The sequence below is a fragment of the Acinetobacter sp. YH12140 genome, from assembly GCF_013418475.1.
GTDB lineage: Bacteria > Pseudomonadota > Gammaproteobacteria > Pseudomonadales > Moraxellaceae > Acinetobacter > Acinetobacter amyesii.
In genome coordinates this window covers 120532-134309 of the sequence record NZ_VPBZ01000011.1, presented here as the reverse complement: position 1 = coordinate 134309, position 13778 = coordinate 120532, and the positions used below count along the sequence as shown (strand labels likewise).

17 protein-coding genes are annotated in these 13778 nt (G+C 40.2%); 6 read left to right on the top strand and 11 right to left on the bottom strand.

All coding sequences use genetic code 11. From position 1 onward, the window contains the following. Positions 1 to 195 precede the first annotated feature (195 nt). Positions 196 to 1569 carry a dihydrolipoyl dehydrogenase gene (locus tag FTU75_RS16150; RefSeq protein ID WP_180116432.1) on the bottom strand — a complete coding sequence of 458 codons (1374 nt, stop codon included), beginning with the start codon at positions 1567 to 1569 and terminating at the stop codon, positions 196 to 198. Between the two features lie 140 nt (positions 1570 to 1709). Between FTU75_RS16150 and FTU75_RS16145 the strand changes: the two genes are divergently transcribed. Next, positions 1710 to 3404 (top strand): hypothetical protein, encoded by a 1695-nt coding sequence (locus FTU75_RS16145; protein WP_180116431.1) that lies wholly within the window; start codon positions 1710 to 1712, stop codon positions 3402 to 3404. 146 nt (positions 3405 to 3550) lie between these two features. Here FTU75_RS16145 and FTU75_RS16140 read toward each other — a convergent pair whose 3' ends face one another. Both FTU75_RS16140 and FTU75_RS16135 read right to left on the bottom strand, forming a co-directional pair. Next, positions 3551 to 3973 carry a beta-lactamase hydrolase domain-containing protein gene (locus FTU75_RS16140; protein ID WP_180102864.1) on the bottom strand — a complete coding sequence of 141 codons (423 nt, stop codon included), beginning with the start codon at positions 3971 to 3973 and terminating at the stop codon, positions 3551 to 3553. Continuing rightward, positions 3966 to 4301: a TIGR01244 family sulfur transferase gene (locus FTU75_RS16135; RefSeq protein ID WP_180035983.1), complete on the bottom strand. Its 336-nt coding sequence runs from the start codon at positions 4299 to 4301 to the stop codon at positions 3966 to 3968. Before FTU75_RS16135 ends, FTU75_RS16140 begins: the two co-directional genes overlap by 8 nt. 124 nt (positions 4302 to 4425) lie before the next feature. On the opposite strand from FTU75_RS16135, the gene FTU75_RS16130 reads away from it, so the two are divergent. From FTU75_RS16130 to FTU75_RS16120, 3 genes are read left to right on the top strand one after another with little or no spacing between them, the layout of a single operon-like run. Then, positions 4426 to 5322: an alpha/beta hydrolase gene (locus FTU75_RS16130; RefSeq protein ID WP_180116430.1), complete on the top strand. Its 897-nt coding sequence runs from the start codon at positions 4426 to 4428 to the stop codon at positions 5320 to 5322. After that, positions 5323 to 5754 (top strand): thioredoxin TrxC, encoded by a 432-nt coding sequence (gene trxC, locus FTU75_RS16125; protein WP_078191319.1) that lies wholly within the window; start codon positions 5323 to 5325, stop codon positions 5752 to 5754. 21 nt (positions 5755 to 5775) lie between these two features. Next, positions 5776 to 6195, top strand: a complete 420-nt coding sequence (locus FTU75_RS16120; protein WP_078191328.1) for an acyl-CoA thioesterase — start codon at positions 5776 to 5778, stop codon at positions 6193 to 6195. A 67-nt stretch (positions 6196 to 6262) separates the two neighbouring features. Here the strand turns inward: FTU75_RS16120 and FTU75_RS16115 are convergent, their stop codons facing one another. From FTU75_RS16115 to FTU75_RS16105, 3 genes are all read right to left on the bottom strand, one after another. Continuing rightward, complete coding sequence (locus FTU75_RS16115) at positions 6263 to 6763, bottom strand: ester cyclase (protein ID WP_078194205.1); 501 nt, start codon at positions 6761 to 6763, stop codon at positions 6263 to 6265. 132 nt (positions 6764 to 6895) lie between these two features. Continuing rightward, positions 6896 to 7399, bottom strand: coding sequence for a DUF4442 domain-containing protein (locus tag FTU75_RS16110; protein WP_180116429.1), 504 nt, complete (start codon positions 7397 to 7399; stop codon positions 6896 to 6898). 27 nt (positions 7400 to 7426) lie between these two features. Further along, positions 7427 to 7915: a YajQ family cyclic di-GMP-binding protein gene (locus FTU75_RS16105; RefSeq protein ID WP_180116428.1), complete on the bottom strand. Its 489-nt coding sequence runs from the start codon at positions 7913 to 7915 to the stop codon at positions 7427 to 7429. 92 nt (positions 7916 to 8007) lie between these two features. Between FTU75_RS16105 and FTU75_RS16100 the strand changes: the two genes are divergently transcribed. Further along, positions 8008 to 8322 carry a rhodanese-like domain-containing protein gene (locus FTU75_RS16100; RefSeq protein ID WP_180024581.1) on the top strand — a complete coding sequence of 105 codons (315 nt, stop codon included), beginning with the start codon at positions 8008 to 8010 and terminating at the stop codon, positions 8320 to 8322. A 34-nt stretch (positions 8323 to 8356) separates the two neighbouring features. Here FTU75_RS16100 and mnmC read toward each other — a convergent pair whose 3' ends face one another. The 4 genes from mnmC to FTU75_RS16080 are packed head-to-tail and all read right to left on the bottom strand — an operon-like array spanning position 8357 to position 11813. Beyond that, on the bottom strand, positions 8357 to 10312 hold the full coding sequence (gene mnmC / locus FTU75_RS16095) for an FAD-dependent 5-carboxymethylaminomethyl-2-thiouridine(34) oxidoreductase MnmC (RefSeq protein ID WP_180116427.1): 1956 nt from the start codon (positions 10310 to 10312) through the stop codon (positions 8357 to 8359). A 37-nt stretch (positions 10313 to 10349) separates the two neighbouring features. Beyond that, complete coding sequence (locus FTU75_RS16090; protein WP_180116426.1) at positions 10350 to 10865, bottom strand: hypothetical protein; 516 nt, start codon at positions 10863 to 10865, stop codon at positions 10350 to 10352. 5 nt (positions 10866 to 10870) lie between these two features. After that, positions 10871 to 11173 carry a YciI family protein gene (locus FTU75_RS16085; RefSeq protein ID WP_078191312.1) on the bottom strand — a complete coding sequence of 101 codons (303 nt, stop codon included), beginning with the start codon at positions 11171 to 11173 and terminating at the stop codon, positions 10871 to 10873. 28 nt (positions 11174 to 11201) lie between these two features. After that, positions 11202 to 11813 (bottom strand): inner membrane-spanning protein YciB, encoded by a 612-nt coding sequence (locus FTU75_RS16080; RefSeq protein WP_078191311.1) that lies wholly within the window; start codon positions 11811 to 11813, stop codon positions 11202 to 11204. A gap of 44 nt (positions 11814 to 11857) precedes the next feature. On the opposite strand from FTU75_RS16080, the gene FTU75_RS16075 reads away from it, so the two are divergent. After that, entirely contained in the window at positions 11858 to 12715 is an 858-nt protein-coding gene (locus FTU75_RS16075; RefSeq protein WP_180085581.1) for a PHP domain-containing protein, read from the top strand. Here the strand turns inward: FTU75_RS16075 and FTU75_RS16070 are convergent. After that, entirely contained in the window at positions 12702 to 13751 is a 1050-nt protein-coding gene (locus tag FTU75_RS16070) for a hypothetical protein (RefSeq protein ID WP_180116425.1), read from the bottom strand. The genes FTU75_RS16075 and FTU75_RS16070 overlap by 14 nt on opposite strands. Positions 13752 to 13778: the final 27 nt, after the last annotated feature.

Below are 13778 nucleotides of genomic sequence, written 5' to 3'. Positions count from 1 at the left end.
TCTTAGCGCTGATGGTAGTGTGGGGTTACCCATGTGAGAGTAAGTCATCGCCAGCTCATTATTCGAAACACCCCCTGATACGTCAGGGGGTGTTTTTTTTATGTGCGGGGAAAAAGGGAAAGGAAAAAGATAGAGGGGGATACGGAAATTAAGCGTTGGATATCCAACGCTATAAGTTTACATAGAATGATAAAATTATCTTAACTGACGTCGTGCATGCTTTAATGCTGTTCTTAACCCTTCTTCTAAAGTTGGATGATAGAAAGGTTTATCCAAAATTTCATGTATGCTTAGTTCTTCTGAAATCATCCAAGCTAGCAAATGTGCTAAATGTTCAGCTTCTGCACAGAATAGCTCAGCTCCTAATAGTGTATGGTTAATTGTATCCACATATACTTCGGCAGCCCCTTTATTTTTAGCAGCAACAATCGCACGCCCTTGTCTTTCGTAAGAAACGAAACCAATGACGAATTCTGTGTTTTTATCTTGTAGTTGCTTATAGCCTTGACCAATAGTTGCCATTTGTGGTGTAGAAAATAAGATGCCTAAAGGGGGTAGCGTCTTGATGGATTTAATTTGTGGAAAGTTTAAACAGTTTTGTACTGTAAATTTACCTTCATGAGCTGCTTCGTGTTGGATAGGGGTATTGGTATGTGCATCACCGACTATAAAAATTGGATAATCAGCTAGTTGCTTTGTATCCGGATTGATCGGTAAATTTTTAATATCTTTAAATTCTGCACTTATACGTTCTAAACCTAAGGTATTTAATAATGTACGTCTGCCAGTTGCAGCTAAAACATAGTCAACTTGTAACGACTTTTGTAAGTTTTCTTCAGTATAGGTTAAATGAACTAGATCGCCTTCAAGAGAGTAATGTTCAGGTAAAATTTCAAACTTTAGCTTTAATTCTTTACTTAACTCTTCCTGTGCGAGCTTTTGTAATATGGGGCTAGTCAATGAGCCAATTTTTCGACTACGTGCAAAAACAGTAGTGTTTACATTGAGGCGTGTTAAAGCCTGAGCCAATTCTAAAGCGATCACGCCACTTCCAATAACTGCGACAGATTTTGGTAGTTGTTCTAATTCGAATATCTGATCGGACGTAATTAATTTATCGCCTAATATTTGTTTTTGTTCTGTATCTATAGCAGGCGTTGTACCTACTGCAAGGATAAATGATTTGGCTTGAAATGTTTGACTATTTACTTGAATGGTATTGGAATCAATAAATTCAGCTTTTCCTGATATTTTATGTTGGTTTGGCCAACTTTCAACATCTTTTAAAGTGGCTCGTGTAAAACGATCACGTAAGGTTTGAACATGTTGCATGACTCTAGAGGTATCAATTTCACTTTTGACATCAAGGCCTAAATTATCTGCATGTCCAATTTCGTGCATACGGTTGGCAGTAGAGATAAGTATTTTACTTGGCATGCAACCGACCCGTGCACAGGTGGTGTCCCAAGGACCATCATTAATGATAAGAATATTCTGTGTTTTTTTTATCGCTTCTTTATAAGCTGATATACCTGCAGTTCCAGCGCCAATAATAATGATATCGTACATATAGACTCCTATTTATAGAGAATTTACCACAACAAACATTTGTCTTCCTTTTATTTACATAAAGCTATAACTATGGTTACATAGCACCCAATAAATATTTATAACAACTCTATATACATTGAGGGTTCTAGGGGAAATTCATGCTAAATAAACAAACGTCATTGAAGCTTTCTGCGATTGCACTATCTATTTTACTTGCAAGTTGTGGTGGAGGCGGCAGCGATGGCTATTTTAACCAAGGCGATACTGTAAATAACGGAAATGGAAATGGAAATAATAGTAACAATGGTGGTGATACTACTACTCCCCCTGTAGAAGAAACAAAAGATTTGTATGCAAACTTTAAAGCATCAAAAACTGCTATGTTGTTATCAGGTGATACGATCGTTTTAACTGTACAAGTTCTAGATTCTGAAACAGGTGGTGCTGCTGAAAATGAACCTGTTACATTACAATTAGTGAATGCTAAAGATTTAGGAGTATCTATCGATGGTAGTGCGGATCAAACAACGGATGCAAATGGATATGTCATTTACACGATTAAACTGGGTGCTTCTACAAATACATCACTATTAACAAACGGTATTTCTATTAATTTATTAAATGCTGAAAAGAAAAAAATATCTGATACATATGTAAGTGTAGTTGAAAGCGAAGCTGAGAAACCATTATATGATTTAGCTATTCAAACGAATAAGAATTTACTTTCTGTAAAAGGTGATACGGCAACGATTACAGTTAAAGCTTTGGATACCAATGGTGGTTCTTTGGCTGGTAAATCAGTAACACTCAGTATTTTAGATTATGCAAATAATCGTGTTTCAATTGATGGTTCTTCAACACTAATTACCGATAATCTTGGTAATGCAGTATTTACTATACGTTTGCCTTTAGCGACTGGGCAACTGGCTACATCTTTAATTAATAATGGTATTAATTTTGAAGCGATAATTGTAGACCCCAATAACAATAAAGTGGTTAAGCCGATTAAACTGGATGTGATTGCCGGTGATACGTTAGTTCCTGTAGGTAATATTACTTTTGGTAATGCTGGTGTACTAAGTACTAATTCAGAAAAAACTTTCTATACTGAGGATATTTCTGCACAAGTTGTTGATATTGACGGTAAGCCTTTATCAAATCAAAAAGTGACGATGTCTATTAATATTATCTCTGGTGCAATTGGTCGTTACGTTCAAAATTCTGAGCTTGAAAAAATAAGATCTACAGATCTTTTGAATATAGATGTTAATAAAATTAAGCCTTTAAATACTAAAGTTAATCAACTCAATATTGATATTCAATCTTTAGAAGGTGATTTGAGCTTAATTGATGATAGCGATCTGAATGCAAAAGAGAACAAAGCAAAATTACAAGCAGAAATTAATGCAAAAAAAATAGATTTGTCAAAAGCACAAAATGATATCGTTGAACTTGAATCTAATAAATCTTTAATTGCACGCTATGAAATTGAACCAAGAACGTACTTGTTATGTTCGGCAGTGACAAATCCGACTACTTCATCGCTTGCAACAAGTTTAGTAAATAGGGATAAAGTTGATGATTCTGCGATAAATGAATTTAGTTATACAACGACTGCTACAGGTTCATTTGACTTTAAAGTTAACTACTTACGTCGTTATGCAGGTTGGCAAACCGTCCAAATTAAAGCTTCAACAACAGTAAGTGGAAAAACAGTTGAATCAACGATGCTTTACCCATTGAATCCATTAAAAGCTGATTTAGAATCAGCGGCATCGCAACCATTTGATTCAAGTCCATATGGTGTAGGTAGTTGTAGCTACCAAAAACCGTGGGCTAATTTACTAAATTAAAAAAACAGCGCTTCGGCGCTGTTTTTTATTGTAGGGACTGTTCGATTCAAAGTGCAGTCCCGACACTTACACCAACGGTTGGACGTACATTCATAGAATTACACCCTGTTAGCAACAACGTTGTAAATAAAACGGTAAACACGAATTTATTCATTGAGCAAACCTTGAGCCTTAGCTTGATTGAAAAGAGATGTCGAACGAGAACCGCTACGACAAATCATCAAAATGGGTTTAGGAAGCTCATTATAATATTTAGCAAATTCTTTCACGTCTGTTTGAGAAATTTTACCGCTTTGCACAGGTTGATACACAACACTCACATGAGACTTTTCAGCAATGCCTCGTAACTGTAAAACAGTCACTTCATTGCCCGCCTCATTATCTGGTCGGTTTACAATCACAGATTTAAATTTAAGTTGTTTGAGTAAACTTGAAAATTTATCTGTGGTCATTTGCCCTGAGACACTTAAATTTGCATTTAAGGGTTGACTGCTATTGTCTGCAAATGTAGGTGCTGAAAAAATGCACGTTGCGATCAATAAAGCTTTTTGAATGAAAGCCTTAGTCATCCAAAAGATCCATCTGTTTTGCTAGTTGATATAGGTTATTTGAACGGTTACCTGTACGGCAGAACATTAGAATTGGCTTTGGCAATTCATTAAAATGATTAGCAAAGTTACGGACATCTAGCTCAGAAATTTGACCTGCAACAACAGGTTGATGAACATAGTCTAAACCAGCGCTACGTGCTGCTTCTTCAATTTGAGCACTGGTTGGTTGCTCCGGACCACCTTCCATGTCAGGGCGGTTATTGATAATCGATTTAAAGCCTTTTTCAACCACTTGCGCTACATGTTCTGGGCCGATTTGACCTGCAAAACCAACATTTTCGCTCATTGAGTCACTCCATAATTTAATTCATAGATTTATGCTTTATGATAGCATTAAGCACAAACTTGAGCAGAATGTTCTTAAATTTTTATAAGCGATTACAACCATAAAATAACGCAATGGAGCGCGTATGCACGCCTATACAGTCGAACCACTGTATGTCAAAAGCGGACAAGATGTTATAGCTGCTGACTTTTATCGTCCAAAATCTGTTGAAAAACCTGCAGTCATTCTGATGGCGCATGGTTTGGCCGCATTACGCCAATTTAAATTAGTGCAATATGCCAAGCGCTTTGTACAAGCGGGCTATGCTGTAGTGTTGTTTGATTATCGCTATTGGGGTGGCAGTACAGGGCGTCCGAGAGAGTTGGTGAACCTTAAGGCACAACTTGAAGATTGGCGGATCATGATTGATCATTTACAGCAGCGTAAATCGATTGATTCGAGACGCATTGTATTATGGGGAACATCGCTGAGTGGTGGCTATGTACTTAGTTTGGCGGCAGAGCTTAAAAATATTAAAGCGGTGATGGTACAAGTCCCATTTGTCGACGGCGCTGAAAGTGCAAAATTGTATCCCTTACAGCAATTACCTAAAGCGTTAAAATTATCGAGTCAGGACTATATGGGGTCTAAAGTTGGGATGAGCCCAACGACTTTGCCTGTAGTCGATCCACATCGATTGTGTTTTTTACAGTCTGAAGACAGTTATGCGGGCTATTTATCGATTGTAAATCCTGATTTTTATTGGAGTGGCGAAATTCCGGCTCGGGCCTTTTTTAAGTTAATCCGTTATCGTCCAATATTGGATGTCCGTAAAATTAGCATACCAGTACTTTTTATTGCGGCAAAAGAAGATAGTTTGATTCCCATCGAATCAAGCCGTGAAACTGCGACCAATATTGCACCGTATGTGCAGTATTATGAGTGGGAAATGCAACATTTTGATATTTATCATGGGCAATGGTTTGAAAAAGCCATGGCAACCCAATTAGAATTTTTACATCAACATGTTGGAGTCAGCTAAATGATCGTTGTGTGTCCTGAATGTGGTGCAAAAAACCGTGTACCTGAAGAAAAACTCGAAGTTGGACCTGCATGTGGTCAATGTCATCAAGCATTGATTCCATTGGCTCCCATCGAGTTGAATGAAAAGAACTTTGCAAATTTTATTAGCAATAGTGATTTACCTGTGCTGATTGATTTATGGGCTGAATGGTGTGGCCCATGTAAGATGATGGCGCCACACTTTGCACAAGTTGCAAAATCAAATCCGAAGGTGGTTTTTGCCAAAATTGATACCGAAGCAAACCCTCGATTGAGCGGTGCATTTAATGTTCGCAGTATTCCTACACTGGTTTTGATGAATAAAACCAACGAAATTGCTAGAATAAGCGGTGCAATGCGTGCTGGTGAGTTACAACAATGGCTCAACCAGCAGTTAAATCTACCTCAATAAATGTCAGCGCCAGGAGCTAAAGTGTCAGAAACTCATGTAAAACCTGAAGGAACGCTTTCCCTACAAACCATCGCGATGCCTGCAGACACCAACTGGAGTGGTGATGTTTTCGGTGGTTGGATCGTGTCACAAATGGACTTGGCCGGTGCAATTCACGCAGAGCGTTTCAGTCAAGGACGCTGTGCAACGATTTCAATTAACCAAATGACCTTCCTCGTTCCAGTGAAAGTCGGGGATGTCATCAGTGTATATACCAAAATTTTAAAAGTGGGTAATACCTCTATCCAAATGCAGATTGAAGTTTGGGATAGTCACGACAGTTCACGTGATCCAATTCGCGTAACCGAAGGTGTGTTTACATTTGTCGCTGTCGATGTGAAAGGTGCTAAGCGTCAAATTCCTGCGGATGCAAAAGCTAAATTTGCTGCAGATCAAGCTTAATTAAAGTTAGACGCAAAAAAAAAAGCCGCTCAATCGAGTGGCTTTTTTATGAATAGTGACTGAGAAATTAGAACATTGTATTTGAATTGGCACTGGTTTCAGGAATGCTCTGTTGCACATCCCAATGTTCGACGATCTTGCCATTTTCAACACGGAAGATATCAATAATGGCTTCTCCACGGTCTTGATTATTTTGCGTAGAGTGCACATGTAAATAGACCAAATCACCTTCGGCAGCGGCACGTTTGATCTGGTTTTTTGCTTCAGGATTCTGTTTAAAATATTGGGTGAAGTAATCGACAAATGGCGCTTTGCCATCAGGTACATGCGGATTATGTTGAATATATTGATTGCCAATATATCGGTCAGCATATGTCTTAACCTGATGTTTAAGAAAGACACCTTCATAAAAATCAATCACGATTTTCTTATTTTCCGCCGCTTGGCTGGTTTGAATATTGCTATCAGCCGCTTGATTTGGAGTCGTTGGCGTAGGAGGAATATTACTTTGACATGCAGTTAAAAACACCGCCAGGCTGATGAGTGAAAGGGGAATGATTTTTTTCATAAAGTGCTCAATATATTTGTGTCGTGCAAGCATATTGAGCGGAATTACGGCGTATAAATAGTAAAAAACAGTCTTGATTTTGCTGAAATTTAGTAAAACTTATACTTACCTAAAAGTAAGTTTTATTTACATTTATTTATTTTTCAGAGCGGATTTTGCGACCCATGCCCAAAGCATTTCACATTGAATCGGTGCTTCACCAGATTCATCGGTGACGAAGACCTGTACTAAGGTTTCACCTTTTTCTGTACTTTGCATTTGTTGTTGCTGTTCGGGTGTAAGCGTTGCGATGGCTTTCATCCCACCTTGGGTTGGACGTTTAAAATCAATTTTGAAGCTTTTAATCAGGACAATGGCACTGTCTGGGACGTTCATTGCTGTGACAAAGCCTGTGGCTGTTTCTGCGATCAGCGCCATGGCACAGGCATGTACTTGACCGATATGGTTTTGCATCGCCTTATGATTGGCGATACTCACCTCAACACGCTCAGGGCTGACATGTTGATAACGAATTTTAGCGGTACCGACCATAGGCACGACGCGACCAAATGCTTGACTGAGCAAACGACTCTGAAGTCCTTTCGGTAATTTAGATGATGCGTTTACGATTTTATGTAGGCGGTTTGGTCGTGTCATGTCGTCCTCTATGGCAGTTGTACTGCCTTAATCTTTAAAGTTATTAAATTGAAGCGGCACACCAAACTGTTGCTCTTTTAAGAACGCCATCACTTGTTGCAAAGTGTCACGTTTCTTGTCAGTCACACGAATTTTGTCGCCTTGAATAGAAGATTGCACTTTAATGCCGCTTTCTTTAATGGCTTTATTGATTTTTTTTGCAGTATCAGAGTCAAGACCGTCTTTTAGTTTGATCACTTGAATAATGTTTTTACCAGAAGCCGTCATTTTTTGTGGATCGAGTGCTTGAATGTCAACTTTACGTTTGAAAAAATGATTTTCGAGCATGGTATACACTTGCTCACATTGGAAATCGCTTTCTGTTGAGATTTTGATTTCCTTATTTTTCTCATTTAACTCAATTGAAACGTCTTGACCACGGAAGTCAAAACGCGTCGCTATTTCTTTTTGCGTGTTTTGAACTGCATGATTTACTTCAAAAACTTCTAATTCGGAAACAATATCAAAAGAAGGCATAGATTAGACCTTTACAAAGGGAAAGAATATCTGAGATGCTAGGGATGTTTTCTTCATTTGCCAAGTGTTGTTTACATCAAAAGGAGTGTGCAATGATCCGTAAACAAGAAATTACAACATTTGAGTTCCCAGAAGACTCGATTATCTGGGATGTTCGCGATGCAAGTGCTTATGCTGAAGCACATCTGAAAGGTGCGGTTAACCGACCGATCAACGCATTGTCATCAGATGCACTGACTCAGGTGTCAACGGATCAACCCATTTACATTTTATGTGGTGGCGGAAGTAAAGCTCCACGTGCAGCAGAGTTACTAGAGGGTTTTGATAGCTCACGTGAATATGTAATCTTAATGGGCGGCACGCGTGCTGCTCGTGATGCCGGTCTTCCTTTGGAACAAGGGAAATGAGATCGAATCAAAAAAAGCGCCGAAAGGCGCTTTTTTATTGCAGGTTATTTTTTTGAGGTGGAGATGACGGCATCTGACCCTGAAAATAAGGCTTCTTAGTTTTTTGTTTGGCTTTGGCGCGTCGTATAAAACGTGCTGCATGAATTTTATCGAGTAGCTGTGTTGGAATAGGGCAGGCTTCTTTTAAGACCAGCGCGGCAATGATTTCACTACAGAGCGGGGCATACAGGAAACCTTTAGAACCGAGTCCACTACAGCTATAAATTTGCTGATCTTCATGGACTGCACCAATTACTGGGAAAAAGTCTTTTGTCTGTGCGCGAATTGCGGCACGTCCTTGCCATTGCTCAATCGGTGCTAAGGTTTTGGCAAAGTCGGGGAATACACTGTGGATAAGTTCATAGTTATGCACATGATCTTCTGTGAGAACGTCGGTGTCATCACGGCCGGGATAAAATGACGCGCCCATAATCATCTGTTCGGCATCCAGTTGCATACAATAGCCCCCATAACTATAGGCGGTATGCATATCCATTTGTTGAGCTGGATTGTTCAACCAACTGACTTGTCCACGAATGGCACGCAGTTCTGGATAATCTGTTTGTAGCTGCATACTGTCACGTGCCGCACAGAGAATGACATGCTCGGCAGATGGAAGCTGCTGATCCTGTGTAAATAGCGCAACGCCATTTTGTTGCTGCTCAATGCGTTGAATATCTGCTTGTAACAATTCAATGTGTGGATGTGCCAAGATTTGGTCACGAAGCTGATGTGGACTGACTGCGCCTGCTTGTTTGAGGAGCAAGGTTGGATATGTTGAGGCTAATTGATTTAGCGTGCCTTCTTCAGCCGCTAATACCTCTGAAGGATAAGCTTGAGCTAAATCAAGGTGCTCTGCTTTATTTTTTAAAATAGATTGGTGAATCTGTAAGGGACGAAATGCCTTGAAGTTTTGATAATGCTTGAGTGCATATAACCAGCTCAAGGTCATCAAATGTTCAGCACTTTGTTCAATTGGACAGAGTTTAGGGTTGAGTAGGGCAAGAGGATTACCCGATCCACCGCTGAGTGGTGCTGATTTCTCGTAGATACGCACTTGATGCCCGCGTTGAGCAAATGCCCAAGCACAGCTCAAACCAGCTATGCCAGCACCAATAATCGCGATTTGACGGGGCTTATGACCTACAGTGATTTCAGAATTTTTTTTTTCGTCTAAGGTGGGTATGTCAGCAACTACGGATTGATCATCTAACTTTTCAGGTGCGAGCCAAAAGGCTTTGAGCATTTCACGCTTATGCGCAAAGCCACGTGGTCGTGTAATGGTAATACCATGCTCACGTAAGCCGCGTTTCAGTACACCTGCCACACTAAATGAGGCGAAGGTCGTCCCAATGTCCGATAGACGTACGATATTTTTGAGTACGTTTTCTTCCCACATGTCAGGATTACAGGCGGGTGCAAAACCGTCCAAGAACCATGCATTGACCGTAGCAGTTTTTGCCATGACGGGAAAAACGTCATGTGCATCGCCTAACCAAAGATCAATTGAAAAACGTTCTTCTGGAAAATTGAGTCGATGACATCCCGCAATGGGTTCAGGATATTGCGCAATCAGTTGCTGTGCCAAAGGTTGTAATTCAGGCCATGCATTTAATGCACGAATGAGGTCTGCTTTAGATAAAGGGAATTTTTCTACAGAAATAGCATGCAGATGACTGTGATTATCTGGACGAACCTGTTGCCATAATTGCCACAGAGCTAAAATATTTAAGCCTGTACCAAAACCTGTTTCGCCGACACTGAAATATTCAAAATCAGTCAGTGCCGCAAGGCGAGTGTCGAGGTCATTCCCTTTTAAAAACACATGACGTGTTTCGAGTAGGCCATTGTCCTTCGAAAAATACACATCACCAAACTGTTTAGACACTGGAATATCAATGCCATCGATCATTTGCCAATCGAGATCGGCAGTCTGAATTGCACCTGACAAAACTCAAGCAACCTTTAAATTGAAGTAGAAAAATGAATTACCATTGACGACGACGTTTGGTATAGACGTAACTGGCCAACAAGAAACCTAAAATCACGCCAACACCAAGTGTGGTCCCGCCGTATAAAAACATCTGCGCGCTACGTTCACTTTGCAGCACTTGTACTTGTACGCCCAAGCTATCATTTTTAAGTTGTAATTCTTGGTTTTGCGCCAAGGCTTCAAGGTTAGCTTTTTCTAACTGTTGTAAGCGTACTGATTGGTCTTTGACCATCGCTTTGACTTTGGCATCTTGCAGCGCTTTATTTTTTGCCAATTGCTCAATGGTCAATGGATTTGCATTTTGAGGTTGACCATTGGGATTGACGGTTGCCGCCACTTTAATGATGCCCGGTTTATTGGCAGGAATGGTATGCGGCACAGGATTGGGAGGAGGTGTTGCAGTCGTTGCTTGAGCAGCAGGGGCTACAGCAGGTGCAGGAGCCGGTTCTTCAGCCCATGCAGTTGAACAAATTAAAGATAAGCCCAGTAAACTAGAAACAACGACGCGCATGAACCTTATCCTTTAGGAAATGCTTTGTTAAATGGTTTGACATCAATTTGGCCATAAACCCCTTCTTTGAGGAAAGGTTCATCTGCCAACCATTGGTCTAGGGCTTCACGACTATCAAAATCGACAATGATCGTACTGCCATAAAAACCAGCTTGCGGGTTTGCCGGATCTTTAGGCATCGCACCTGCAACAATCAGACGACCTTCATCATCAAGTTTTTGTAGACGTTCAAGATGTTGAGGACGAACCGCAAGGCGCTTTTCCACTGTACCTTCATTATCTGTACAGCTTACGACGAATAATGGCATGACTTTTCCTGATTTTTGACCGAATGGATTATTCTGAGGTCTTAAAGTATTTACGTAATACAATAAACTGAATAATGATAAAGGAAAACATCACGATCATGTCACCAAAAGCAGTGAATTCACCCCAATATTTTCCGTCTGCAAACAAATAAGCGAAAAAGGTGTGTAAACATGACATTACCACGAACATTGCAGCCCATGCATAGTTCAATCGTTTCCAACCGACAGCGGTTAAATTTAAGACTGGACCAAATAAACGTTCGATGAGTGGTTTCTTATCTTTACTAAATAGTGGAGAAAGTAAAAACGCCCCAGCAAAAACTAAGTTCAGTAAAACGGCTTTTAAACGAATATAAAAATCATCGCTTAGCATCAGGGTAATACCACCAAAAATCACGGTCATGAACAACACAATCCATTGTTGTTTATCTAGACGGAATTTTTGCATGACAAACAATGCACCATAAACCACAAGCATGGAAATGATGAGGCCTGATGTTGCCACAAGAATGTTATTGTTATCGACACCCCCAGCAGAACCAATCAATTGTAATAATGGGTGCTGCGTATCTTTTGGATCTACAGTTTTATATAAATAAAAGAAAATAATGAGTGGCACAAAGTCTAAAAGTGCTTTCATGTTAGAGTATCTAAATCTGATCAAATAAATGACATAGTATAGAGATGCAAGGCGTAGATTTACATACACACAGTAATATTTCTGATGGTACTTTGTCACCAGAGGCTTTGGTGCAGGCCGCAAGTGCTATTGGAATTCATACGCTGGCTTTGACTGATCACGATACGATGGACGGATTGTTGGCTGCAGAGCAGGTTGCGCATGAATTAAACTTGCAATTAATCTCTGGCGTGGAGATTTCCAGTCAGTGGTCGAGACCTGCGACCAAAAAAAGTTATGGTGTACATATTGTCGCTTTAAATATGCAAAATCCTGCGCCCTTACAAGCCTTATTGATGGATCAAAAGCGTATTCGAGCGGAACGTGCTCGGCAGATTTGTGACTTACTGATACCGTTAATTGGTCAAGATATTTATAGCGATGTGATTGCCAAGGTTGACCATATACCAGATCGGGTAACACGTACTCATATTGCCAAAACTTTGGTGGAAAAGGGGGTAGTTTCACGTCCACAACAAGCTTTTGATAAATATATTAAAGAAGGCAAAAAAGCTTTTGTAAAATTTGAAGGTCCAAGTCTTGTTGAGACCATTGAGGTGATTCATGCCAGTGGTGGCTTTGCAGTGTTGGCGCATCCAACGCGTTATGATTTATCTGCGACCAATATTCGTTATTTGATTGAAATCTTTGCTGAAGCGGGCGGTGATGCAGTGGAATTACCACCGGCAATTGAGCCATTATCGACTCGTCAAATGGTAGATCGCATGATTGCTGCCTTTAACTTGAAAGTTTCTGTTGGGAGTGATTTTCATGGTGACAATATGCCGTGGATTAAACTCGGCAACATCCCTCGAGTGAAAGAGGGGCAAGTTGGAATCTGGGACAGTTTTAAGTCACATTGACATCAGGATCTTCGATAAACGGTGAAGTTCGATAATACTGAATGTTACGGTAAAGCAGATAGAGGCAGCCCACGGCAACGCATGCCCAGAACCATGCCTTGAACAAAAACGCGATGATAAAAACACTGATGGCGATTATGCACAACAGTAGACGTGTCACGCGTTGAGGATGCCTCTTGGTCAGCAAGGCAGATTGCATGGTAGGTTGATGTTTAAAATTGCGATAAGGAATAAAATCAATGGCGCTTGAGAGTGCCAATTCGAGTTTATCAAAATGCCGTGCCTGTGAACTGATACGATAGCTCTGCCCATAACTGGTTTTCAGTTTGAGGAGATAACCGGGTTGATCTTCTTCACGAACGGCATGAATTTCCGATAAATAAGGTAAATCCAACGTAAGCCGTGTTGGAATCTGCTCAAAATAGATATTCCCCGTATAGGGCATGGCAAAGTAGTTTTTCATTTGATGAAAATCATCAAGCTGATCATGCGCATATAACTGCACGATGGTGCGCGTACGTGCCAAATAATGCACCCAAATCTGTTGCCCAATGAGGGCAGAATTCAATTGCACATGAATGTTTAAAAACAAAGTACTCGCAAAGACTTGATGGAGATCGACGCTAAACCATTTCGCCTCTTCAAGTTCATTGAGCTTTAAGAGCAATTGTTGCTGTTTGCCTTGCCACCAATGTTCACGCACCTCTCGATAATCCACAATCACAGCATCTGAACTGCGTAAGGCGTGTTCTTTTAAATCCAAAGCCAATTTGGGATCAATCAAATGCTGTTGAATCCAAAATGGAAATTTGATTCTTTGCGATTTGTCACGAAATATACTGATGACCAATAGAGCACTCATCAGGAATAAGAATTGCCAATTGCTTTGCCATGATGTGAATAATATGCCTTGCCATGCTAGGAGTAATGCGATGCTAAACAGCAACACAACGAACATGAAAATCACAGCAAGCGCTTTGCAAGGATGCAGAATCGGTTGTGGCTTATAAGTGAAAATCCGTTTTTTTATTTTCATGATTTTTCCTTATTATGGGTGTTGTAT

Bases quoted from the DNA above. Each gene is read 5' to 3' on its own strand.
- FTU75_RS16150 (WP_180116432.1), bottom strand. From the start codon at position 1,569: ATGTACGATATCATTATTATTGGCGCTGGAACTGCAGGTATATCAGCT.
- FTU75_RS16145 (WP_180116431.1), top strand. From the start codon at position 1,710: ATGCTAAATAAACAAACGTCATTGAAGCTTTCTGCGATTGCACTATCT.
- FTU75_RS16140 (WP_180102864.1), bottom strand. From the start codon at position 3,973: ATGACTAAGGCTTTCATTCAAAAAGCTTTATTGATCGCAACGTGCATT.
- FTU75_RS16135 (WP_180035983.1), bottom strand. From the start codon at position 4,301: ATGAGCGAAAATGTTGGTTTTGCAGGTCAAATCGGCCCAGAACATGTA.
- FTU75_RS16130 (WP_180116430.1), top strand. From the start codon at position 4,426: ATGCACGCCTATACAGTCGAACCACTGTATGTCAAAAGCGGACAAGAT.
- trxC (WP_078191319.1), top strand. From the start codon at position 5,323: ATGATCGTTGTGTGTCCTGAATGTGGTGCAAAAAACCGTGTACCTGAA.
- FTU75_RS16115 (WP_078194205.1), bottom strand. From the start codon at position 6,763: ATGAAAAAAATCATTCCCCTTTCACTCATCAGCCTGGCGGTGTTTTTA.
- FTU75_RS16110 (WP_180116429.1), bottom strand. From the start codon at position 7,399: ATGACACGACCAAACCGCCTACATAAAATCGTAAACGCATCATCTAAA.
- FTU75_RS16105 (WP_180116428.1), bottom strand. From the start codon at position 7,915: ATGCCTTCTTTTGATATTGTTTCCGAATTAGAAGTTTTTGAAGTAAAT.
- FTU75_RS16100 (WP_180024581.1), top strand. From the start codon at position 8,008: ATGATCCGTAAACAAGAAATTACAACATTTGAGTTCCCAGAAGACTCG.
- FTU75_RS16090 (WP_180116426.1), bottom strand. From the start codon at position 10,865: ATGCGCGTCGTTGTTTCTAGTTTACTGGGCTTATCTTTAATTTGTTCA.
- FTU75_RS16085 (WP_078191312.1), bottom strand. From the start codon at position 11,173: ATGCCATTATTCGTCGTAAGCTGTACAGATAATGAAGGTACAGTGGAA.
- FTU75_RS16080 (WP_078191311.1), bottom strand. From the start codon at position 11,813: ATGAAAGCACTTTTAGACTTTGTGCCACTCATTATTTTCTTTTATTTA.
- FTU75_RS16075 (WP_180085581.1), top strand. From the start codon at position 11,858: ATGCAAGGCGTAGATTTACATACACACAGTAATATTTCTGATGGTACT.
- FTU75_RS16070 (WP_180116425.1), bottom strand. From the start codon at position 13,751: ATGAAAATAAAAAAACGGATTTTCACTTATAAGCCACAACCGATTCTG.